Genomic DNA, 20,799 nt, shown 5'->3' on the forward strand with positions numbered 1-20,799 from the left:
GCGTCGCCGCAGCGCTGCCGGGACTCCCTCGATGCGAGCGCCTCCGCCGCGACAGGCCGTCAAGGCAGGCACACACGACAGGCGTCCCCTGACGTGTGCGCAGTCTTGCCCCTCGGCGTTCGCGGCGGAGGTCGTGAGCTCCGGCCAGCAAACCGTCACCCGGCTCCATCCAGAGACATGACCGATACCGTCACTTCCCCCACAACGACCCTGCCGCAGGAACTGAGTGCGGTACGCCGCGGCCACTACCGGCTGGACCCGGTGCACACACGCGTGCTTTTCAGCGTGTCGCACTTCGGCATCTCCACTTACTACGGCGAGTTCCTGAGTCCTTCGGGCGTGCTCGACCTCGCATCGCCGCAACCCGGCGCGGGGGCGCTGACGGTGTCGGTGCCCGTCGCCAATGTCCTGACCTCGAGCCGCGTGCTCGACGAAGAACTGCGCAGTCGCGACTGGCTCGACGCCGAGCGCTTTCCGGCCATGACCTTCACGTCGACGTCGCCGGTCTCGCTGGCGGCCCGGAGCTTCCAGGTGGCCGGCAACCTGTCATTGCACGGCGTGACACGCGAGATCGTGCTGGATGCGAGCTTCGTCGGCGCAGGCGTCAATCCGACAAAACAGGTTTACACGATCGGCTTCGATATCCGCGGCAGGCTTCGCCGCGGCGATTTCGGCGTGATGGCTGCACTGCCTCAGATCGGCGAAGAGGTCGGACTGATCATCGGCGCCGCTTTCGAACTGGAGACGCCTTGAAGGGCGGGCAATGAACATGCGTCGAATCATTCCGCTCTTCGGCTTCCTGTGGATTCTGCTGGTCGCCTTCGATGCGAACGCGCAGGACGTGGCTGCGGGAAAGCAGGCCTACGCCCAGTGCGCGGCTTGCCACTCGATCGACGGAAGCCATGGCGTCGGTCCCAGCCTGCAGGGCGTGATCGGGCGTCAGGCCGGCAGCGCGCCGGGCTTTCGTTTCAGTCGCGCCATGAAGGGTGCGGGCTATCCGTGGGATGCGAAGACGCTCGACACCTACATCGCGAACCCGCAGGGTGCCGTGCCGGGCAACGTCATGCCCTATGCCGGGCTGGCGGATGCCAGGCAGCGCGCCGATCTCATCGCCTACCTGGCTTCGCTGAAATAGTCCGCAGGCGCGGTGCTCGGCGCGCCGCGTCCTTTCGTGCAACCTCGACCATGACCAAGCTGCAACCTCCCCCAGTCTCCCTCCTGAACAGGTACCGGGGACCGGAGTTCCAACCCCTTTATTCGACCAAGGTCACCGTGAGCGGGGGCGAAGCAGCACACGGACGCGCCTCGGGCGTTGCTCGCTCGAACGATGGATGCCTCGATATAGCGCTGCGGCTTCCCGTCGAACTCGGCGGCGGAGGAGGCGGGACCAATCCGGAGCAGTTGTTCGCCGCAGCCTATGCAGCATGCTTCCATGGCGCGCTCAACTTGCTGGCGACTCGCAAGGGCATCCCTCTCGTGGACGCCCGGGTCGAGGTGTCGGTGGCATTCGGGCGCGATCCCATGGACGGCCTTTTCATGCTCACGGCCGACGTCGCCATCCATCTGCCGGGTGTCGAGAAGAGCCTTGCCGAAGAGCTGGTGCGCCATACCGAGCGGTTCTGCCCCTACGCGAAGCTGGCTCGCAACGGAATGACCAGCATCGTGGCGCTCGCCGCATAGCCGTGCCGGCCTTAACAAGGTTTGACAGGCTTTAACTGGCGCACGGAACGCCCTTTGCCCAGACTCCATCCATGGTTTCAAGAAGGACCGAGCCCATGACCGCACCGGCCCATGCCCTCAGGATCAACGTGTCGATCGCACATCACGACCCGTACGTCGCCACGGGCATCGCCGCGCTGCTGCGCTCCAGCACCGATTTCACCGTCCAACCCGAGAGCCTCGGCGAGGTCGACGTGGTGGTCACGGACTATTCGACCGGAATGCTTCGGGCTGCGGCACCGCGCCGCGGCGCAGCCAAGGTGGCATCGCTTCTCATCGTCAGCGAGCAGGACCGCGGGTGGCAGATCCGCCGCGCCGTCGACGCCGGCGTGCGTGGCTACCTTCTGCAAGACTGCTCGGCCAACGAACTCGCGGATGCGGTGCGTTGTGTGGCCGGCGGGCGCCGCTACCTGTCGCGGTCGGCGGCGGACCGGGTGCTGGACACGCTGGTCCAGTCCGTCCCGACTGCCCGCGAGTTCGAAGTGCTGCAGCACATGGCGTGCGGCCTGGGCAACAAGAACATCGGGCGGCTGCTCGGTATCAGCGAGGGCACGGTCAAGACGCACGTGAAGACGATCCTGGCCAAGCTCGGCGAGCAGACGCGCACGGGCGCGATCACCGAAGCGATCCGCCGCGGGCTGCTGGATGCCCGGCACCCTCTCGCTGATGCGCCGTTGTCAGCCTGAACACCTTTCCAAAGTCTCCGAGTTTCTCCGCCATGACACAAAACTCCATCATCTCCGTCCTGGTCCGGCATGCGGACCCGCTTGTCATGGCAGGCCTGGTCGCGCTCCTCGACCGGGAGCCGGACTTCGACGTGCAAGCCGCTTCGGATATTCACCGGGGCTGCGCCGACGTGGTCGTGACGGACTACGGCAGTGCAATGGGATTGCTGGCGGCCTCGCCGGAGACTGTCAACGGTGCAGATGCTTCGCTGCGGGATCTTCCTCGACCCCGCGTCGTGGTGATGACACGCCAGGACAAGGAGGGCGAGATCGCGCAAGCCATGCACAGCGGCGTGCGGGGCTATCTGCTCCAGAGTGCCGATCCGCTCGAACTGGTGGACGCCATCCGCCATGTGGCGCGAGGCGGCTCGCACTATCTCTGCAACCGCGCAGCGGCCCTGTTCGACAGCTGCCCCCCTCGCACCTGGCTGACCGCCCGGGAAGAGGATGTGCTGCGCTTCCTCGTCAAGGGCGATTGCAACAAGGGCATCGCGCGCAAGCTCGACATCTCGGCCAACACCGTGAAGGCGCACGTCGCCCGGATATGCGAGAAGCTGCACGTCCGTTCGCGTGCGCAGGTGGCGATCCAGGCCACGCAACGTGGATTGGTTCGTGCCTGACGCATCGGCCGAAGCCGGCTCGCGCGTCTGGCGCTTCGGATCGTTCTCGCTGTGGGAGGCGCAAAGGCGGCTTGAACGTCATGGCTTGCCGATCCGCTTGGGCTCCAGGGCCTTCGGCCTCCTGCTCGAGCTGCTGAAGCGAGCGGGGGAGGTCGTCGGGAAGGATGAACTGCTTGCGGCGGTGTGGCCTGATGTCGTGGTCGAGGAAGCCAGTGTCCGCGTGCACATGTCTATCCTGCGCAAGGCGCTGGGCGAGCCCGATGACGGGAATGGCTGTGTCGAGTGGATTTCCAATATCCCGCTTCGCGGGTATATCTTCCTGGGCAGGGTCCGTCGTGAATTCGGCCCGTCCGAGGTCGTCGCACTCGCGGAGGCTTCTGCCCCCATCGCGGAAGATGCAGCCGTATTGGCGGCGTTGCCCGTGCGCTTCTCCAAGCTGATAGGGCGCGACGTCGAGATGGCGCGGCTTCTTTCCATGCTGTCCGAGAGCCGACTGGTCACCCTGGTTGGGGCGGGTGGCGTGGGCAAGACCAGCGTTGCGGTGCGTGTCGCGGAGCGATACAGGGAGGTTCACGGTGGGAGCGTCTGCTTCATAGATCTGGCGCCATTGACTTCGCAGGACCACGTGCTGAGTACGGTCGCGCGCGCCCTGGGGGTGCGCGGCGACGTGCCGGACGTCGCTCAGGCCATCATCCAGCGCCTGGAAGGCACGCAAGCCCTGCTGTTGGTCGACAACTGCGAGCACGTCATCGAGACGCTGGCGCCGTTGCTCCACAGGTTCCTCGCGGCATTGCCGGACCTGCGCATCTTCGCGACCAGCCGCGAGGTCTTGCGCATCGAGGGGGAGCATGTGTCCAGGCTCCTGCCTCTGGCGGTTCACGAGGGTGCTTCCGTCTCGCTGGCCAGCGCCTTGGACTCACCGGCGGTGCAATTGCTCGTCGAGCGCGCCCGTGCGGCGGGCACCGATGCATTCGACGATGCGAGCGCGGCCCCGCTCGCACGTATCTGCCAGCAGGTCGACGGCATCCCGCTCGCCATCGAACTGGTGGCGGCACGTCTTGGCGCGCAGTCAGCCAGCGATCTCGCGCTGAGGCTCGACGATCACATGCGTCTTCATTCGACGATCCGGCGGGCCGTGCTACCACGGCAGCGCACGCTCGCGGCGACGCTCGACTGGAGCGTGGGGCTCCTCGGCGCGCCCGAGCTGATGTTGTTTCGCAGGCTGTCGATCTTCCGCGCGCACTTCGATGCCGAGGCCGCGCTCAGCGTCGTGGCGAGCGATCTGGATCCCGACATGGCTTCGGATGCATTGATCTCGCTGGCCAGCAAGTCCCTCGTGGTCTACGACGAGGAGAAAGGAGTGCACCGCCCCTATCGGCTGCTCGACACCACCCGGAGCTATGCCCAGGCACTCATGCTGCGCGCGGGAGAGCAGAAACTGGTGTCAAGGCGGCACGCGCGGGTGATGCTGGACCTGATGGGCAGCGCCACGGCCGACCTGGCCTCGCTCGATGCCCGGGAGTGGGTGCAGTGCTACGGCACGTTGCTGGACGATGTCCGCGCGGCCTTGGACGCCTGCGTGGCCCAGGACGAGGATCCGGACATCGCAGGGGCGTTGACCATCGGCTCGGCGCCGCTGTGGTTCCGCCTGTCGGAGGTCGGCGAGTACCGCGACCGGGTCCGGGCGGTATTGACCTATGTGCAGACGCTGCCGCGACCTGACCACCTGGCTGCCGGTTGGCTTCAACTGGCGCTCTACAACGCGCTGTGGCACACCGGCGGCAGCGTGGCGGACATGACGCAGGCCTGCGAGCGCGCCCTGGATGCCGCGCTGGAGTTCAAGGTGAGAACCCTCGAATTCCAGGCACGCTGGGGCTTGTGCGCGCTCAATGTCACGCGCGGCGACTATCCCTCTGCGTTGCAGCATGCCGAGGCACTGAGGGCCTATGCGCTCCAGTCGGAGAGCGAGGTGACGCGGAACCTTTCGCATCGCATGCTCGCGCTCGCAAGCTTCTTCTGCGGTGCCTTGGCAGAGGCGCAGACGCACGCCGAAGCCGCGATGGACGTCGATGCTGCCATCCGGCACAACCAGGGCAATACCTTCCAGCCAGATGCGCGCATCACGGCCATGGCCATCCTGGCCAGGACACTGTGGATCCAGGGCGACATGCAGTCGGCGATGAGCACCGCCCGGCGCTGTGTGGAGGAGGCCGAGGCACTGGGTCACGCGATGTCGCTGTGCGTCGCGCTGTTCTGGATCTGTCCCGTGGCGATCTGGGCCGGTGAGCGGACGACGGCGCGCGCATGGGTCGATGCGATGCTGCGCGAGACCCGCTCGAAGGGGCTCGACTACTGGCACGAATGGGCATCGTGCTACGACGACGCACTCAGGCTCGAGGAATTCGATGCCGCCGAGGAGCGCAAGGCCTACATCGAGCAGGTGGCCGGCAAGGCCCTCGGCATGGACATGCCACGCCGGGAGATGCTCGTGACCTTCTGCCCGGCATGGGTGGACGACGATCTGCTGGCGCGTGCGATGCGCGGAGGAGGGCTGTGGAGCGCGGCCGAGGTATATCGGGCCATGGCCCGGCGTGAAGCACTGCAGGGAGATGCCGGCATGGCGGAGTCGCTTTGCCGGCAGGCCCTGGAGCTTGCTCGCGCGCAAGGCGCCCATGCCTGGGAACTGCGTGCCGCGCGCGATCTGGCCCGCATGGGAGATGAGCGCGGCAACGTTTCTGCCTGAGCTGGTCTCAGGTCAGCGACATGCCGCCGTCGACCTTCAGGTTGACGCCGGTGACGTACATGCTGTCGTCACTGGCCAGGAAGAGTGCCGCTTTCGCGAGTTCGTCGGGCCGACCCATGCGGCCCAACGGGATCGCGACGGCCATCTGCTTGTCGAACGCCGGGCGCACGTCGTCGGAGATGCCGAGCTTCGCCAGGATGGGCGTATCGACCGGCCCGGGGCTCAGTACATTCACCCGGATGCCGCGCGCCTTGAGTTCCAGTGCCCAACTGCGCGCGAAGGCTTCGACGGCCGCCTTGCTGCCTGCATACACCGCATGGTTGTCCATGACCTTGGTGCCGGCGATCGAGCTCGTGAGAATGATCGACCCCTTGTCGCGCATGAGGGGCAATGCGCGGGTCACGCCAAAGAACACCGCGCGCGTGTTGATCGCGAACTGCAGGTCGAAGTTGTCCACTGTGACGGCCGAGGAGGGCTCGAGGATGGCCGTGCCCGCGTTCGCCATGTAGATGTCGATGGCACCGAAGCGGTTCTTGACGGCCTCTATCAGCCGTTCGTGCATCGAGAGATCGGCGACGTCGCCGACGAAGCCCATCGCATCCGGTCCGAGATGTGCCAGCGCGGCATCGACGGCGTCCTGGCGCCTTCCCACGATGGCGACGCTAGCGCCTTCGGCCGCGAAGGCCTGGGCTGTCGCGAGGCCGATGCCGCTGTTGCCGCCGGTGATGAGGGCGACCTTGCCGGAGAGTCTTTGCATGGAGTTTCCTTGGTTGATGCAGAAGACTTCCATCTAGGTTCCCCCTGCCAATGAAGTAGTGGGTAGAAACGGAAACACTTGTGCCCAGGAGTCCGCAATGAATCCCCTCGATCACGCACCCGGCCTGGTCGCCTTTGCAAGTACGGTGGAGGCCGGCTCGTTCAGCGCGGCCGCACGAGTCCTCGGCACCTCACCGTCGGCGGTTTCCAAGGGCGTGGCGCGCCTGGAGCAATATTTCGGCGTGCGCCTCTTTCACCGCTCGACGCGCGTGCTGTCGCTGACCCAGGAGGGCAGCGCCTACTACGAGCGGATTGCCCCCTTGCTGCGCGCGCTCGATGAGGCGAGCGATGTGGTGAAGCCTGTCAGCGGCGCTCGGGGATTGCTGCGCGTCACCGCCCCTGGAGATCTCGGGCGCATGTTTCTTGGGCCGGTGGTCGAGAGATTCTTGCCCCGGCATCCGGGCGTCAAGCTGGAGGTGAGCCTGGTCGATCGGCAGGTCGACCTGATCCGCGAGGGCTACGACGTCGCGATCCGCGCCGGCCGGATCGCGGATTCCGACCTGACGGTGCGCCGCCTCGCCGAGATGCCGCTCGTGCTGGTCGCGTCGCCCGGCTACATCGCCCGCCGGGGCATGCCGGACTCGGTCGAGGCGCTGCGCGAGCACGCGCATGTGCGCTACATGCTGGGCGGCAAGGCGTTTCCCATCCGATTCGCCGACGGCACGGTGCTGCACACAGACAGCGTGTTCGATGCCGACAACAGCGTAGCGCTGCGCATCGCGGCGCTGGGCGACCTCGGTGTCGCACAGGTCCTGCGCCTGTTCGTGCAGGACGACATCGAAGCGGGCCGGTTGGTCCCCCTGCTGCCGCGCTGGCCGCTGCCGCCCGTGTCCATTTCCGCCTTGCACGCGTTCGGCCGGCAGGCGCCGGCGCGCGTGCGCCTTTTCATCGAGTTCGTGGCCTCGGAAATCGCGCGACTGTCCTGAGCTCAGGGGCCGGCCAGCGGGTCGCGGCGGCAGGGCTGCAGCAGCGTCTGGCCGCACTCCGGGTAGGTCGGCGGGCCTTCGACATCCGCAAGGATGCCCAGGCGCACGACAGAGTCGTATCGTGCGTTGTGCAGTACGTACACCCGCTGCTGCTGCGTGAAGGTGTCGAACACGAGGCCGCCCGTCTGGGCCGGCGTATCGATCCAGATGCGCAGCCTGGAACCCTTGCGGAAATAGTGGCCCATCTTGTTGATCTCGACGCGCGCGAAGACCGGGCGACCGGGCAGCAGTGGCATCAGTTGCCCCGGATCCTCGAGATGGATCGGCAGCAGCGGCGTCGACCGCGCGGTATCGAGTGCACGGTTGGACAGCCGCAGCCAGCCGCGCTGGACGTAGGTTTCCTGGCCGTCGGGTCGCAGTTCGGTGACCGTCACCTGGATGTCTGCGTCCCCGGCGTTGGCCATGATCCAGAGGTCGGCGCTGCCGGGGCCGTAGACCATCATGTCCTGCTCGAGGGCCGGCGAGGTGTAGGCCACGCTGGCCTTCTTCCAGTCGCCCGGCAGCGGGCCCCAGAACGTGGTGCCGGCGACGTCGTTGACGACGACGCCGGTGCCAGGGTAGTCGAACACGTCGGCGGCGCCGGAGGTAAGCGTTTCGGAAAGAACATTGCCGGCGCCCAGGTGGAATTCCTTGACAGAGAGGTCGGCCGGCCTGATTGGCCCCTTGCGTACGAGCCAGCGCGGCTTGGGTGAAGAGCGTCGCTCCAGCACGCTGTCACCGGTGCGGGATGCCTCCATCCACACCGTGGTGCGGGGCGTTTCGCGCTCGAAGCCGTTGTCCTGTCCTTTGACGAAGCGGTCCAGAAAGCGGATGGCCGTCTCCTGGAAAGCCTTGGCAAGGTACATGTCGTGCGGGCCGTTCGTCTGGAAGAGCCACAGCTTTTCAGGGTTCAGCTTGCTCTGGTAGTGGCTGCTGCGCGGCGTGATGGCCTGGTCCTGGAAGGCTTCCAGTGAAAGGACGGGGACGTCTATGCGATCCGCATGGCGCGCCAGGTCGAGGGTTTTCATGTATTCGTCGCGCAGGGGGTGTGCCACGGAGAGATGCATGCCCGAGTTCGTTTCTTCGGCCTCGAGGTTCTGCTCGACCTGCTTGAGGCAATCGGCGTCGCCTTCTTCCTTGGCGACCTCGGCGACGAGTTCGCTCCAGAAGGCACGGAAGAGCACTCGAAAGGGCGTCAGGAAGCCCGGCGCCGGCACGCCGCCCGGCGCGATGGCGTCGCGGTAGTCCGTCAGCACCATGCCGGGGACGATGGCTCGCAGATGCGGCGGCCGGTTCTGCGCAGTCGCGACCTGGGACGAGCCGCTGTACGACGAACCGACCATGCCCACGCGGCCGTCGGACCATGGCTGCGCCGCGGCGAACTCGACGGCTTGCGCGCCGTGCAGGCCCAACTGCGGGCGGATGTATTCGAGTCTGCCGTTCGAGCAGCCCGTGCCCGCCGCGTTGACCCCCATCACTGCGTAGCCGGCCTCCACGAGCCGCTTGTCGAGCTCTACGGACATGGATGTCTTGTGCCTGAGGTAGGGCGCGCCGCCGATGGAGCCGGCGTCGTAGCCATTGAGGGTCAGGATCACCGGAAACCTGCCGCTTCCCTTCGGCAGGAGAACGCTGTAGCGCAGCCGTGTGCCGTCCGAGGTCGTGATGTAACCGGTGTGGCGGGCGGACCAGAACGGCGAAACGCCCCCCAGGTCGGGGAAGGCGAAGGGGCGTGATGCGGGCAAGCCTGTGTCGGGATCCAGCTGGGGCTCCTGGCCGTGTGTCAGCGGCGCGACCATGGCGGCCGCCAGCGCCAGTGCGGCTGTGATGACTCTCTTCATGTCCTGTCTTGTCGGGATGTCGTTTTCTCGGGTGGCGCTTCTCTATCCAGGCGCGCCCGAAGCGTATCGCTTTCCGCCAGGAGGGCATGGACCGTCGCGGAGATCCCGAGTACGAGAAGGGCTGGCGCGTGCGCGTGATAATTCCGCGCTTTCGATCTGCGGCTGCGGGCGCCCTCCATCCCTTCATGCAATACAACCCTGCGCTCGACGGTGTCCGCGCCATTTCAGTGCTCGCCGTCGTCCTGTTCCATTGCGGGATACCGGGCGCCCGGGGTGGGTTCGTGGGGCTGGACGTGTTCTTCGTGCTGTCCGGGTTCCTCATCACCTCCTTGCTGGCGGCGGAGTACCGAAGCGGTGCCATCGAAGTTGCCCGCTTCTATGTGCGCCGCGCCATCAGGCTCTATCCGACCCTGCTGATCCTGCTGGCCGCCTACCTGGCGCTGGCTCCCTTCCTCTGGCCTTCGGATACCCAGTGGCTCGCCGCCACGCTCGCCGCGTTCTACATCTACGACTACGCGCTGGCCTTCTGGAATCCGACGAACACCGTGGGGCATACGTGGTCGCTCGGGGTCGAGGAGAAGTTCTACCTGCTCTGGCCACTTCTGCTGCCGCTGCTCCTGCGGACACGACGTCCCGTCATCTGGCTGCTGGCTGCATTCGCGGTGATCACGGCGTGGCGCTATGGCGTTGCATGGACATGGGGATGGAAGCAGGCCTATTTCAGCTTCGACACGCGCACGAGCGGCATCGTGCTGGGCGCGATCGCGGCGCTGACGCAGTTCAGGGTGTCGAGATGGACATTGGCGGTGGCTCTTGTTGCCCTGGCCTTCGATGCTGCATTGCCGTCACTGCCGACCATGGATCAGCTGGAAGCGGTGACGCTTCGCATCACCGTGGCCGAACTCGCCGCCTTCGTGCTGGTCTGCCACGCGGCGGCGAACGCGGGGGGCGGATTCTTCTCCTGGCCACCGCTGGTCTATATCGGAAGACTGTCGTACGGCATCTACCTCTGGCACTTTCCGATCGTCTCCCTGTTCGCCAAGTCGCTGTCTCCATGGTTCAAGCTGGGCGTGACCTTGCCATTGTCAATCGCCCTGGCGGCGATCTGCCTCCATGCCGTGGACGTACCGCTTCGGAGATGGCGGGAGCGACGGGTCAGGTCGTTGCGAATCTCCTAGGCGCTTGGAAATCTGCCATTGGCGCCGGCAGGCATGACTGCGCTCATGGCATGTTTTTGCGATAGCAACATCTGCAACTGGTCTTCATGAAGCCACTGCAAATGACAGCTCGGAAGACTTTGCCCCGTGTGAAAAGAGGGGACCTATTGCCTTGCTCTCTCGCCATCCAGATGGTTGGCCCAAGCTTGCAGCATCTCGCGGCGCTCGTTGTGGTAGGCGTGTCGGTTATAGGCCGCTCGTACTCGATTTAGCGGGACATGAGCAAGGCAGTGTTCGATCACATCGATATTGGCCCCCAGTTTGTTGAAGTGTGTGCTGAACGCAGCTCGCATGCCATGGGGTGTGCTCTCTCCGCCATACCCAAGGCGCTCCAGAACAGCGTTAAGCGATCGATTTGCCATCGGCCTGCTCGGGTCCCGGCGGTTGGGGAATAGATGCACGCGATCATCGCTGGCCTCTTGGCGCAGCTCCTTGAGCAAATTGATCGCTTGGTCAGAGAGTGGAACCCAATGCTCCTGTTTTGCCTTCATGCGCGTTGCAGGAATGGTCCATGACTTTCCTGCCAAGTCAAACTCTTTCCACTCGGCTGAGATGACTTCATTCTTTCTGCAGGCGGTCAGCAGAACCAGCAACATTGCGGCCCGGGTTTCTGGATTGGTGCGGGAGGCATCGAGAGCACGCAAGAAGTTTCCCATGCGATCAGAAGGGAGTGATAGATGGTGCTTTGGCTGTCTTGATGCCAGCACTCGCCGAGGTGGAGTGGGGTTCGCGGTAAGCAAGCCCACGTCGATGGCGTGCTCAAAGATTGCGTTCAGGTGGGTACGCAGATTTCTCGCCGTTTCGGGGGCGCGCTTCTCCACAGTGGTTAGGTGAGTTGCTAGTTCTACGCGCGTGATGCTTGCAACTGGCCGATTCTGAAATTTCGGAAGCAAGTCGTTTTTCAATTCACGCTCGCGTTGCTTCAACGTCGCCGGTCTTAGTCGACCGTCGGTAACTGAGCGCCAGGATGTGGTTAGGACGCCAAACGTCGAGAGATTGACTTGGAGCTTTTCCTGCTGCCGATGGTGAACGGGGTTGATGCCACCCGCGACGAGCTTGCGAGCATCTTGGTGTAGTTCGCGCGCCCGCTTCAACGTTATGTCCGGATAGCGACCTAAAGCCAGCATGCCCTCGGTCCCGTTCAGTGTGAAGCGGTATCGCCAGAGCTTTGTACTGCTTGGCTGGACAAGCAAAAACAGGCCACCGGGCTCTGTGAGCTTGTAGGGGGCTAGGGCCGCCTTTGCGTTTTTTACCTGTGTTTCGGTGAGCTGGCGAAGGCTTCTGTAGAGGGGCGTTGGTGGTGTGGCCAATGGGTACCCGGGGCTGGTCTCGTACCCGCCAGCATACCCAAAAAAAAGCTGGCTACCAAGGAAGTGCACCCAGATGCACTGAGCTGCAAAATATGGATAAGTTATTGTTTTGTAAAGTATTTTTTGCCATTTGGCTTTGTCCGAAGAAGTTCAAAGAAAGCCAGGAGTCACTCAGTGCACATTACAGGTGGCTATTTTCATGAAATTCGCTAAGTTATTGAGTGCGTTTGGCGGTTCGTACCCTTTGGCATACCCGTTTTTTGAACTGCTGCCCCTGGGCCGCGGGTACACCGACCCAGCCAGCTTAGCAAAAGCCCTGGGCAAAGCTGGTAGCAAAAAGCACCGGACGGCATCGGCGTTGTTGTCGTGAGCGCGTCCTGGCTTCCGGGCTGACGGCTCCGCGTCGTTCCGCAAACAAAATGCCGATGACGGCATCCGATACCGCACCGGCAGGATGCTCGACTACAGGGCCGGCTCGGCCCACGTTCACGTCACCCAGGCCACCGCCGCGGATGTTTGCAAGCGCTCGATGTCCCTGTGGATGGTCTTCGAGGATGCCGCCAGGAAGCCTTTGGCCAGTATCAATTTCTACGGGATGCGGCCTGCTCCGGCCTCCCTGTGAGGCGGGGCGCCTTCCGGATACGGGGTTCGACGGGCTCGTGCTAGGCAGCGGAGGAGACAGCGGCGTCGGGCAGATCCATTCGCATGCCAGCAGCGACTCACGGCCGCATGATCCCTGACAGTCGAAAGCAAGTCGACCACCTTGCAACTGGCGGGTACCGCGGAGAAGGTATCTGTCGTGAAGTGTGCGTTGGCGCACATCCTCGGTCGAAGGGAGGGCCTACGCTGGGTGCTTTCCATTCTTCCCGACGCGATCATGAAGCTGTTCCGCTCCTTTCCCATGACTGTCCTGGCGGCCGTGCTGGCAGCCGGAACTGTCAACCTCTCGGCTCATGCCCAGCAAGCACCGGCGGTGGCTCCCCCGACGGCCACCGCAGCAGAGCGCGACGGTGGCGGCCTGAGCCTGAACGATCTCTACCAGGCGGCCCTGAAGGAAGGCGGAACGCTGACCGTCTACGCCGGCGGCGACGAGGTGACGCAGGGGTTCGGCATCAAGTCCGCCTTCGAGCGGCAGTTCCCGGGCATGAAGCTGGATCTGGTCGTCGACCTGAGCAAGTACCACGACGCGCGCATCGAGGAACAATTGCTGCGCAAGGACCTGCAGGTGGACCTCGCCCATCTGCAGACGCTGCATGACTTCGACGATTGGGCGGCCCGCGGGCTGCTGCTTGCGTACAAGCCCATCGGCTGGGAGCAGATTCCCCCGGCCTACAAGGACCCCCAGGGCCGCTTCACTGGCCTGTTCATGCTGACCTTCGCCAACAGCTACAACAAGAACTACGTCTCGGCCGAGAACGCGCCTCGCGACTACGCGGATTTCCTCAAGCCGGAGTTCAAGAACCGCATCATCATCACGTACCCCAACGACGACGACGCGGTGCTGTATGTGTTCGACAAGATCATCCAGAAGTACGGCATCGGCTTCATCGATCAGCTGAAGGCCAACGGCGTGCAGTGGGTGCGCGGCACGCAGACGCCGCGCGACGCAGTCGAGGCCGGCAAGTACGCCGTCTCCACGGGAACCTCCGGCAGCTTCGTTCCGGTGGAATCGTCGTCGCTGCGCTTCGTGCTGCCCAGGACCGATCCTTTCCTGACCTGGGCCCAGACCGGCGCGATCTTCAAGGACGCCAAACATCCTGCGGCGGCGAAGCTCTACATGAGCTGGACGCTGTCGCTGCCCGTGGCTTCCAACCCTCGGCAGTTCCCTATCCGCAAGGACGTGCAGCCCCTGCCGGGCTTCAAGGGCATCGATCAGTACAACACCAGCCCCGAGGAATTTCACGCCTTCATGAAGGACCGCGCACGCGTGGAGCGCCTCAAGAGCCTGTTCGAACGCCTGATCGGGCCGGTGCAGGGCATCTCGCCGCTGAAGGACTGACGCAAAGCGTCAGGGCTGGTACTGGAAGAGCGCCTGGCCGTCGCTCTCCAGCAGCTCCAGCGTCCTGCGTACGGCGGGTGAAAGGTAGCCTTCCCTTCGCAGCGCGACACCGAACTCGCGGGGCATGGCGAGCTCGGGCACCTGCAGCGCGACCAGTCCTTCGGGCAGCATGCTGTGCGAGGTGAACACGATCACGTCGTGGAGCCTGGCGATGCCCAGCAGCAATGCCGGCGAGTTGGACTGCATCTGGATGGCTGGCGCGGCCAGCTGCAAGTCCTGCAGGCGGCGGTCCCACCACTGGCGGCTCGGGATCTCGCGCGTCGGCATGGCCCAGGGCCACGCCATCAATTCAACGGCGGTCACGTATCCGCGAGCTGCGAGCGGATGGCCTGCACGTACCGCCGGGCCGACCATGTCGTCCGCCAGCGGCACCGTGCGCAGATCGGGGTCCGGCGGCAGCAGGCCGAGCAGCAGGTCGATGCGGCCCTCCCGCAGTTCGCGGCGCATGCCCACGTTGGTGCCGAGCAGCACCTGGAGCCGGACGCCGCTTTGCTGCAGCAGTCGCGCGCAAATCTGCGGCAGCACGTGCGCCGCCGTGCTGAGGCCGCTGCCGATGCGCACGTCGCCGATCGCACCGGTCGAGAAGTCGCGCAGTTCCTGCTGCACCTGGCTCGCATGCTGCAGCAGCGGCCGTGCGCGTTCGAGCAGCAGCAAGCCGGAGGGTGTCAGCGTCACGCCCTGGCCGTCGCGCTCGATGAGCCGCTCGCCTACCGCGGCTTCGAGGCGGCGGATGCACTTGGTGATGGCAGGCTGGCTGCGCCCGAGGAGTTCGGCGGCGCGGCTGACGTGGCCCAGGGTCGCCACCGTCTCGAAGAATTTGAGGTCGCGGAGGTTGTAGTCCATGAAAAAAGGATATGGCGTCCGCACCATTAGCGATTGGACCTCGCCAGGGCGACGCCGGACGATATCGCCATTTTCAGGAAGGATGGCATTTCATGCTTGTGCAAGACGGAAGGGTTCGGATCGCCTCGATGCGCGACCGCTGTTCGGAAGCGGAATGGCAGGCGAGGGTGGACCTGGCAGCCTGCTATCGCTTGATCGACTTCTACGGCATGGCCGACATGATGGCCAACCACATCTCCATGCGCGTGCCGGGCGAGGAGGCGTTCCTCATCAACCCGTACGGCATGATGTACGAGGAGATCACCGCCTCGTGCCTGATCAAGGTGGACCACGCCGGCACCATCCTTGACAGCCCCGATTTCGGCGCGCTGGGCTATGGCGTCAACAAGGCCGGCTACGTGATCCACAGCGCCGTGCACGAAGCACGGCCCGAGGTGGCCTGCGTGATCCACACGCACAGCTGGGCTTCGATGGCGGTGTCCGCGCTCGATTGCGGCCTGTTGCCCATCACCCAGACCGCCATGCGCTTCCTGAAGATCGGCTATCACGACTACCAGGGCGTCGTGCTCGATACGAAGGAGCAGGCCTCGCTCATCGAGGACCTCGGCCAGGGTGAGGCCCTGATCCTGCGCAACCACGGTGTGCTGACAGTAGGGCGCACCGTCGGCGAGGCGTTCAACTGGATGCACCGCCTGGAACTGGCCTGCCGGGCGCAGCTCGGCGCGATGGCCTGCAACGTGCCCTTGCGGCCGGTGCCCGCGCAGGTGCTGCAGGACACCTGGAACCAGTACCAGCCCGGCACGCGCCGACCTTACGGCGTGATGGAGTGGCCGGCCCTGCTGCGCAAGCTCGACCGGCTGGACCCCAGCTACGCGCTCTGACCACGACCAGAACATATGGAGACATCGATGAACATCCCCAATCCCTCGAGAAGGCGCGCACTGCTGCTGGCGGGCGCCGCGGCGTTCAGCTTCTGCACGGCGGCTACGGCCCAGACCTACCCGTCCAAACCCGTGCGGGTCATCGTGGCGTTCACTGCCGGCGGCACCACCGACATCCTGGCGCGCGCCGCGACGCAGAAGCTCTCGGAGAAGCTCGGCCAGTCCTTCATCATCGACAACAAGCCCGGCGCCGGCGGCAACATCGGTACCGAGATGGCCGTGCGTGCCGCGCCCGACGGCTACACGCTCATCGTCAACTCGGTGGGTCCCATGGCCGTGAACCAGACGCTCTACAAGAACTTGCCCTACGACCCGCTGAAGGACCTGGTGCCGATCGTGCAGATCGCCGACGTGCCCAACGTGCTGGTGGTGCACCCCAGCGTCCCGGCGAAGACGCTGGAGCAATTCATCGAGTACGCGAAGGCTCATCCCGGCAAGCTGTCCTACGGCTCCACCGGCGTCGGCACGTCGTCGCACCTGTCGAGCTACATGCTGGGCCAGCGCAGCGGCATGGACACGGTGCATGTGCCCTACAAGGGCGCCAACGTGCTCAACGACCTGCTGGCGGGGCGGCTTCAGTTCATGTTCGCCACGGTACCGTCGGTGATCCAGCACATCCGCGCGGGCAAGCTGCGGGCGCTGGCCGTCTCCAGCGAGGGGCCCTCGCGCTCCTTGCCCGGCGTTCCGACGGTCGCCGAGAAAGGCTTCCCGGGCTTTTCCGCCGGTTCATGGTTCGGTTTCTTCGCGCCCAAGGGCACGCCGGCGTCCGTCATCCATCTGGTGAACAAGACCGTGAACGATGTGCTGCCATCGCTGCAGGAGCAGATGGTGCGGGAAGGTGCCGATCCGGTGGGAGGCACTCCGGAGCAGTTCGGGCAGTTCGCTCAGCGCGAGCACGAGAAGTGGAAGGCGATCGTGCGCGACTCTGGCGCCTCCATCGATTGAGCAGCGCCTTGCCCACGTTCCGCCGGGCGATGTGCCACCTGCCTGTTCGACTGCCGGAGGCAACTTCATTGGCGCGCGAGGCGCATCACGCGCCGCACCGAGCGCCTATGCGCTCCACACCACCTGTGTGGCCCGCGCGCATTCGTTCATGACCGTCAGTGCCCGCACGACGTTGGCCGTACCCATGACGAAGGGGTTGCGGCTGCTGCCGCCCTGTTGGCGGGCCTGCAGCTTCTTCACCGCCTCGTCGAAGAGGTCGTGATTGGAGATGAACACGTCCACGCCCTGCGCCTCGACCAGGCGGCGCACACGCTCCGTCTGGTCGATGTAGGCCTGTAGCCTCTGCATGCGGTCGGGGCTGCGCTGGAAGTTGAATGCGGTGCCTCCCCACAGCAGCGCACGGTGGCGTTTCGCGCCTTCGCGCACGTCGAAGAGCAGCGAGACCGTGCCCATCGTGTGGCCGGGAGTGAGCAGCACGTCGATGCGCGTATCGCCCGAGCGCAGCGTCTCGCCTTCCTTGAGCACCAGGTCGCGCCTGGGCGGACGGCCCCAGTCGGGGCGGTCGAATTCCAGCTTCGTTTCCGTCATCGTCCAGTCCGCCTCGCTCATGGCGGCGCGGGCACCGGAAATCGACTTGAGATGACCGAAGCCGCCGTAGTGGTCGCCATGGCCGTGCGTGATCAGCACCGTGCGGATGGTGGCCGGGTCCTGTCCCAGTGTGCGCAGGCCGGCGGCCACCAGGGTGCGGGCTTCGTCGTCGTTGTCCATCGCGTCGATCACGACCAGGCCTTCCGAGGTGGGCAGGCCCCACGCGCTCACCCATTTGTTGCCGACGAAGCACAGGTTGTCGAAGGCCCAGCCCGGGGCCGGCGCGGGCAGTGCCATCAGCGCTTCCGGCGACACCGGTGGCGCGCTGGGCGTGGGCGAGATGCCGTCGCCCAGGCGCATGTACGCGAGCAGATCGTCGCCGGCGGCTCGCCGGGCCGCGTCCAGGTGGGCCTGGGCCTTGGCCGGAAGAGGTCCGGTGGTCTGCGCACCGGCCAGCGGGAACGCGCAGCACAGGCAGCCTGCGGCCAGCAGGCGCCGGCGATTGAGCGCCACGCCCTCGGGCGTGGGGGAGGCCCCCGATGGGGTGCGCAGGAACGCGAACAGCGAAGAAGCCATGGTCGATCTCCTCAGGGTTGAACGTATGCAGTCTTGACGGTGGCGTGGAACTCGGACGATGGCATCCCGCATTTCGATGCGGTCAAGGCAAGCGCCTGAAGCACGGGGCTGCAAATGCGGGCGAGGAGGGAGGGAGCTGATTCATGGACTGCCGGCATGGCCGTCGGTGGCGCTCTCAGGGCTTCAGAACGATCTTGCCCAACGTAGCGCCCACGTCCAGCAGCTCATGGACCTTGCGGGCCTCGCCGAGGCGATAGATGCTCGTGGGCGGCGCCTTCACCGCACCCTGGCGCATCAGCTCGATGGCCTTGACCATGAGGCCGCGGCGCTGCTCTCGATCCGCATCGAAGGTGTGGATCGAGAAGGTCCGAACGGCCAGGCTCCTGGTCAGCAGGGCCCGCAATTCCTGGAACACATCGCTGGAGGGAGGACCCCCGGCGATGTTGTAGGAGACCGCGGTGCCCATCGGCGCGAGCGAGCGGATGCAGGCCACCAGCAGGCGGTCGCCCACGTGGTCGAAGGCGAGGTCGACGCCTCGTCCATCGGTCGCCTCCATCACGCGCTGCGCAAGGCCTTCGGGATCGGGGTCGACCAGGATGCTGACGCCATGCTTGAGCGCATGCGCCTGCTTGGCGGGGGTCGAGGCCGTGCCGATGACGGTGATTCCGTGGAAGGTCGCGAGCTGGGTGAGTGCCGTGGCCACGCCGCCGGCAGCGCCGGGCACGAGAATGGAGCGCAGGGGCTGAACGGCCGGCACGCCGAGCAACAGGGCCTGTGCCAACTGCACGTTGCCCAGGCTGCAGGCGTCGGCGTCCGGGATCTCGTCGGGCAGCAGGAACGGCGCTTCGGCGGGAACGCTGATGTATTCCGCGTAGCAACCTCCGCGTTCGGGCAGCTCGCGCGAGCTCACGAGCACGCGGCGGCCGAGCAGGCTCGATGCCACGCCTTCCCCCACGGCCTCGATCACGCCGACCATCTCGTTGCCCGGGATGGCGGGAAGTGGAGGCATCCACTTGTAGATGCCCTTGCGAATGAGGACATCGGGGCCGCCCGCGCCGATCGCCGACGCCTTGACGCGCACCTGCCCCGGCCCGCAGGCCGGAATCGCGAGTTCCACCGCCTCCAGCGCATCGGGGCCGCCGGGCGTGCGGACCTGGATCGCTCTCATCGTTTCAGCCATTGCTCGTTCGCTCCTGTCCGCCTGAGGGTTCAGCGTTGCCCGTCATGGACGGAAACCTGCTCGGTCGTCAGTCCGCCGAGGCGCGAATGCACGCGCCCGCCGGTGCCCATGACCAGCGCGAACAGGATCTCGTTGGGCCGCGGTGCGTCCTGGATGCCGATCTCCATGCTGTTGAAGTGGCTGCGCACGTAGCAGGCATGGATGTAGTGCAGCGGCACCATCAGGCGGTAGCCCGTCGCGGCCACGGCCTTGGCGGCCGGCACGATCGCCTTGGGCTCGTTGAGCACGGCGCGCATAGCCCAGCCACCAGCCTCGTGCCAGACCGCACCATGCTCCATCTCGCCATTCACGCCGACGATGGCGGCCTTGCTGTAGACCTCGACCTTGTCCCTGCCCAGCGTGTCCACCAGTTCCGTCGCCAACAGGGTGCCGAGCGAGCGCAACTCGGCCATGAAGGGCATCAGGTCGGGCTCGTATCGACCGGCGTAGGGGTTCTGGATGACGGCGCAGCTGGCCGCGAGTCTGAGTGGCGTGTCGACCGCCGGGCCGCCTTCATGGAAGACGGTCTCGACGGTCAGGCTGCGCTTGCGGATCTGGATCAGGGACATGGGGACCTCACTGTTTGGGAATATGGGCTTCGTTCACCACCGTCGTCCATTTGCGCAGCTCGTTCTGGACCAGCTGCCGCATGTCCTCGGGAGTGCTGCCGCGCGCTTCGCCGCCGATGTCTTCGAGGCGAGCGCGCACTTGAGCGGATTCCAGCGACTTCTGCACGGCGGCGTTGAGTTGTTCGACGATGGGGCGGGGCGTCCCGGCAGGCGCCATCAGGCCCGCCCAGGACGTGACTTCATAGCCGGCGACGCCTTGCTCCTGCACCGTGGGCAGTTGCGGCATCTGGGACCAGCGGCGCGGGCCGGTGGTGGCCAGTGCGCGCAGCTTGCCCGCCTTGAGGTTGCCCATGACGGCCGTCGGCGGCGAAATGATGAAGGGTACCTCGCCCGAGAGGATCGCGGTGATCGACGCCGCATCGCCGCGATACGGCACGTGGAGCATGGGCACCCCCGCGGTCTTGACCAGCAGCTCGCCCGCCAGGTGGTGCGTGCTGCCGATGCCTGCCGTGCCGTAGGAGATGTTGCCGCCGGGCGCGCGCGCCGCTTTCAGCAGATCCTGCAGCGAGGCATAGGGCGAGTCGGCACGCACCACGATCAGGAAAGGAAAGAAGGTGATCGTGGAGATCATCTCGAAGTCCGAGACGGTCTGGTAGCTCAGCTTGCCGTAGAGCGCGCCGGCCACCGCATGGCCGCCGGTGGCCAGCAGCAGGGTGTAGCCGTCGGGCTTGGCGCGGGCCACCGCAGCCGAGGCGATCGTGCCGCCGGCGCCCGTCTGCGCCTCCACCACCATGGGCTGGCCCAGGGTCTTCGTCATTTCGTTGCCCACCACACGAGCGATGGTGTCCGCGTTGCCGCCTGCGGCGAAGCCCTGCAGGATGCGTACGGGCCGGTCGGGATAGCCCTGGGCCCGGGAGATCGAAGGGATGGCGCAGGCCAGGCTCAGGCCTGCGGCGAGAAAGTCTCTGCGCTGCATGTTGTTGTCTCCGTCGTTTTGAATGAGGATCCGCCTGCAAGGCGGAGGGCAGGCGGCGGCCCTGGAGGCGTGCCGCCGCCAACGCCGGCGGGATCAGCTCCGCAGGCGGCAGCAAAGGCGCCGACGGTGT

The 20,799-nt window shown here is 65.7% G+C and carries 20 protein-coding genes; 12 read left to right on the top strand and 8 right to left on the bottom strand.

What is annotated here, in order from left to right:
* Positions 1-177 precede the first annotated feature (177 nt).
* From ABL844_RS09620 to ABL844_RS09645, 6 genes are all read left to right on the top strand, one after another.
* Positions 178-753, top strand: coding sequence for a YceI family protein (locus tag ABL844_RS09620; protein ID WP_418131100.1), 576 nt, complete (start codon positions 178-180; stop codon positions 751-753).
* 10 nt (positions 754-763) lie between these two features.
* Entirely contained in the window at positions 764-1,135 is a 372-nt protein-coding gene (locus tag ABL844_RS09625) for a c-type cytochrome (RefSeq protein WP_418131101.1), read from the top strand.
* A 50-nt stretch (positions 1,136-1,185) separates the two neighbouring features.
* Positions 1,186-1,680, top strand: coding sequence for an Ohr family peroxiredoxin (locus ABL844_RS09630; RefSeq protein WP_369658959.1), 495 nt, complete (start codon positions 1,186-1,188; stop codon positions 1,678-1,680).
* A gap of 95 nt (positions 1,681-1,775) precedes the next feature.
* Positions 1,776-2,405 carry a DNA-binding response regulator gene (locus ABL844_RS09635; protein WP_418120838.1) on the top strand — a complete coding sequence of 210 codons (630 nt, stop codon included), beginning with the start codon at positions 1,776-1,778 and terminating at the stop codon, positions 2,403-2,405.
* A gap of 32 nt (positions 2,406-2,437) precedes the next feature.
* Positions 2,438-3,064, top strand: coding sequence for a LuxR C-terminal-related transcriptional regulator (locus tag ABL844_RS09640; protein ID WP_418131102.1), 627 nt, complete (start codon positions 2,438-2,440; stop codon positions 3,062-3,064).
* A complete protein-coding gene (locus tag ABL844_RS09645; RefSeq protein ID WP_418131103.1) occupies positions 3,045-5,807 on the top strand; it encodes an ATP-binding protein in 2,763 nt (920 codons plus the stop codon). The genes ABL844_RS09640 and ABL844_RS09645 overlap by 20 nt, the downstream gene beginning before the upstream one ends.
* Before the next feature lie 7 nt (positions 5,808-5,814).
* On the opposite strand, the gene ABL844_RS09650 is transcribed toward ABL844_RS09645, so the two are convergent.
* Positions 5,815-6,564, bottom strand: coding sequence for an SDR family NAD(P)-dependent oxidoreductase (locus tag ABL844_RS09650; RefSeq protein WP_418131104.1), 750 nt, complete (start codon positions 6,562-6,564; stop codon positions 5,815-5,817).
* 97 nt (positions 6,565-6,661) lie between these two features.
* Here ABL844_RS09650 and ABL844_RS09655 point away from each other — a divergent pair, with 97 nt between their 5' ends.
* Entirely contained in the window at positions 6,662-7,549 is an 888-nt protein-coding gene (locus ABL844_RS09655; RefSeq protein ID WP_418131105.1) for a LysR family transcriptional regulator, read from the top strand.
* Between the two features lie 2 nt (positions 7,550-7,551).
* On the opposite strand, the gene ABL844_RS09660 is transcribed toward ABL844_RS09655, so the two are convergent.
* Positions 7,552-9,426, bottom strand: a complete 1,875-nt coding sequence (locus ABL844_RS09660; protein WP_418131106.1) for a CocE/NonD family hydrolase — start codon at positions 9,424-9,426, stop codon at positions 7,552-7,554.
* An 86-nt stretch (positions 9,427-9,512) separates the two neighbouring features.
* On the opposite strand from ABL844_RS09660, the gene ABL844_RS09665 reads away from it, so the two are divergent.
* Positions 9,513-10,604 carry an acyltransferase family protein gene (locus tag ABL844_RS09665; RefSeq protein ID WP_418131107.1) on the top strand — a complete coding sequence of 364 codons (1,092 nt, stop codon included), beginning with the start codon at positions 9,513-9,515 and terminating at the stop codon, positions 10,602-10,604.
* Between the two features lie 143 nt (positions 10,605-10,747).
* On the opposite strand, the gene ABL844_RS09670 is transcribed toward ABL844_RS09665, so the two are convergent.
* Positions 10,748-11,953: a tyrosine-type recombinase/integrase gene (locus tag ABL844_RS09670; protein ID WP_418131108.1), complete on the bottom strand. Its 1,206-nt coding sequence runs from the start codon at positions 11,951-11,953 to the stop codon at positions 10,748-10,750.
* A 199-nt stretch (positions 11,954-12,152) separates the two neighbouring features.
* Between ABL844_RS09670 and ABL844_RS09675 the strand changes: the two genes are divergently transcribed.
* Positions 12,153-12,323 carry a hypothetical protein gene (locus tag ABL844_RS09675; protein WP_418131109.1) on the top strand — a complete coding sequence of 57 codons (171 nt, stop codon included), beginning with the start codon at positions 12,153-12,155 and terminating at the stop codon, positions 12,321-12,323.
* 531 nt (positions 12,324-12,854) lie between these two features.
* Positions 12,855-13,952 (top strand): ABC transporter substrate-binding protein, encoded by a 1,098-nt coding sequence (locus ABL844_RS09680; RefSeq protein WP_418125140.1) that lies wholly within the window; start codon positions 12,855-12,857, stop codon positions 13,950-13,952.
* Between the two features lie 9 nt (positions 13,953-13,961).
* Here the strand turns inward: ABL844_RS09680 and ABL844_RS09685 are convergent, their stop codons facing one another.
* Positions 13,962-14,855 (bottom strand): LysR family transcriptional regulator, encoded by an 894-nt coding sequence (locus tag ABL844_RS09685; protein ID WP_418131110.1) that lies wholly within the window; start codon positions 14,853-14,855, stop codon positions 13,962-13,964.
* A 92-nt stretch (positions 14,856-14,947) separates the two neighbouring features.
* Between ABL844_RS09685 and ABL844_RS09690 the strand changes: the two genes are divergently transcribed.
* On the top strand, positions 14,948-15,736 hold the full coding sequence (locus ABL844_RS09690) for a class II aldolase/adducin family protein (protein WP_126024542.1): 789 nt from the start codon (positions 14,948-14,950) through the stop codon (positions 15,734-15,736).
* Positions 15,737-15,763: 27 nt separating this feature from the next.
* Positions 15,764-16,741: a Bug family tripartite tricarboxylate transporter substrate binding protein gene (locus ABL844_RS09695; RefSeq protein ID WP_418131111.1), complete on the top strand. Its 978-nt coding sequence runs from the start codon at positions 15,764-15,766 to the stop codon at positions 16,739-16,741.
* A 105-nt stretch (positions 16,742-16,846) separates the two neighbouring features.
* On the opposite strand, the gene ABL844_RS09700 is transcribed toward ABL844_RS09695, so the two are convergent.
* The 4 genes from ABL844_RS09700 to ABL844_RS09715 form a co-directional block, all read right to left on the bottom strand.
* Positions 16,847-17,905, bottom strand: a complete 1,059-nt coding sequence (locus tag ABL844_RS09700) for an MBL fold metallo-hydrolase (protein ID WP_418131112.1) — start codon at positions 17,903-17,905, stop codon at positions 16,847-16,849.
* Between the two features lie 175 nt (positions 17,906-18,080).
* Positions 18,081-19,073 (bottom strand): zinc-dependent alcohol dehydrogenase family protein, encoded by a 993-nt coding sequence (locus ABL844_RS09705; RefSeq protein WP_418131113.1) that lies wholly within the window; start codon positions 19,071-19,073, stop codon positions 18,081-18,083.
* Between the two features lie 41 nt (positions 19,074-19,114).
* Entirely contained in the window at positions 19,115-19,693 is a 579-nt protein-coding gene (locus ABL844_RS09710; protein ID WP_418125145.1) for an amino acid synthesis family protein, read from the bottom strand.
* A gap of 7 nt (positions 19,694-19,700) precedes the next feature.
* A complete protein-coding gene (locus ABL844_RS09715; protein ID WP_418131114.1) occupies positions 19,701-20,669 on the bottom strand; it encodes a Bug family tripartite tricarboxylate transporter substrate binding protein in 969 nt (322 codons plus the stop codon).
* Positions 20,670-20,799: the final 130 nt, after the last annotated feature.

This window comes from Variovorax sp. 278MFTsu5.1 (assembly GCF_048305045.1).
Classification (GTDB): domain Bacteria; phylum Pseudomonadota; class Gammaproteobacteria; order Burkholderiales; family Burkholderiaceae_C; genus Variovorax; species Variovorax guangxiensis.

Excerpts from the sequence above, each read along its gene's own strand:
- ABL844_RS09620 (WP_418131100.1), top strand. The coding sequence starts at position 178 with ATGACCGATACCGTCACTTCCCCCACAACGACCCTGCCGCAGGAACTG.
- ABL844_RS09625 (WP_418131101.1), top strand. The coding sequence starts at position 764 with ATGAACATGCGTCGAATCATTCCGCTCTTCGGCTTCCTGTGGATTCTG.
- ABL844_RS09630 (WP_369658959.1), top strand. The coding sequence starts at position 1,186 with ATGACCAAGCTGCAACCTCCCCCAGTCTCCCTCCTGAACAGGTACCGG.
- ABL844_RS09635 (WP_418120838.1), top strand. The coding sequence starts at position 1,776 with ATGACCGCACCGGCCCATGCCCTCAGGATCAACGTGTCGATCGCACAT.
- ABL844_RS09640 (WP_418131102.1), top strand. The coding sequence starts at position 2,438 with ATGACACAAAACTCCATCATCTCCGTCCTGGTCCGGCATGCGGACCCG.
- ABL844_RS09650 (WP_418131104.1), bottom strand. The coding sequence starts at position 6,564 with ATGCAAAGACTCTCCGGCAAGGTCGCCCTCATCACCGGCGGCAACAGC.
- ABL844_RS09655 (WP_418131105.1), top strand. The coding sequence starts at position 6,662 with ATGAATCCCCTCGATCACGCACCCGGCCTGGTCGCCTTTGCAAGTACG.
- ABL844_RS09660 (WP_418131106.1), bottom strand. The coding sequence starts at position 9,426 with ATGAAGAGAGTCATCACAGCCGCACTGGCGCTGGCGGCCGCCATGGTC.
- ABL844_RS09665 (WP_418131107.1), top strand. The coding sequence starts at position 9,513 with ATGGACCGTCGCGGAGATCCCGAGTACGAGAAGGGCTGGCGCGTGCGC.
- ABL844_RS09675 (WP_418131109.1), top strand. The coding sequence starts at position 12,153 with ATGAAATTCGCTAAGTTATTGAGTGCGTTTGGCGGTTCGTACCCTTTG.
- ABL844_RS09680 (WP_418125140.1), top strand. The coding sequence starts at position 12,855 with ATGACTGTCCTGGCGGCCGTGCTGGCAGCCGGAACTGTCAACCTCTCG.
- ABL844_RS09685 (WP_418131110.1), bottom strand. The coding sequence starts at position 14,855 with ATGGACTACAACCTCCGCGACCTCAAATTCTTCGAGACGGTGGCGACC.
- ABL844_RS09690 (WP_126024542.1), top strand. The coding sequence starts at position 14,948 with ATGCTTGTGCAAGACGGAAGGGTTCGGATCGCCTCGATGCGCGACCGC.
- ABL844_RS09695 (WP_418131111.1), top strand. The coding sequence starts at position 15,764 with ATGAACATCCCCAATCCCTCGAGAAGGCGCGCACTGCTGCTGGCGGGC.
- ABL844_RS09700 (WP_418131112.1), bottom strand. The coding sequence starts at position 17,905 with ATGGCTTCTTCGCTGTTCGCGTTCCTGCGCACCCCATCGGGGGCCTCC.
- ABL844_RS09705 (WP_418131113.1), bottom strand. The coding sequence starts at position 19,073 with ATGAGAGCGATCCAGGTCCGCACGCCCGGCGGCCCCGATGCGCTGGAG.
- ABL844_RS09710 (WP_418125145.1), bottom strand. The coding sequence starts at position 19,693 with ATGTCCCTGATCCAGATCCGCAAGCGCAGCCTGACCGTCGAGACCGTC.
- ABL844_RS09715 (WP_418131114.1), bottom strand. The coding sequence starts at position 20,669 with ATGCAGCGCAGAGACTTTCTCGCCGCAGGCCTGAGCCTGGCCTGCGCC.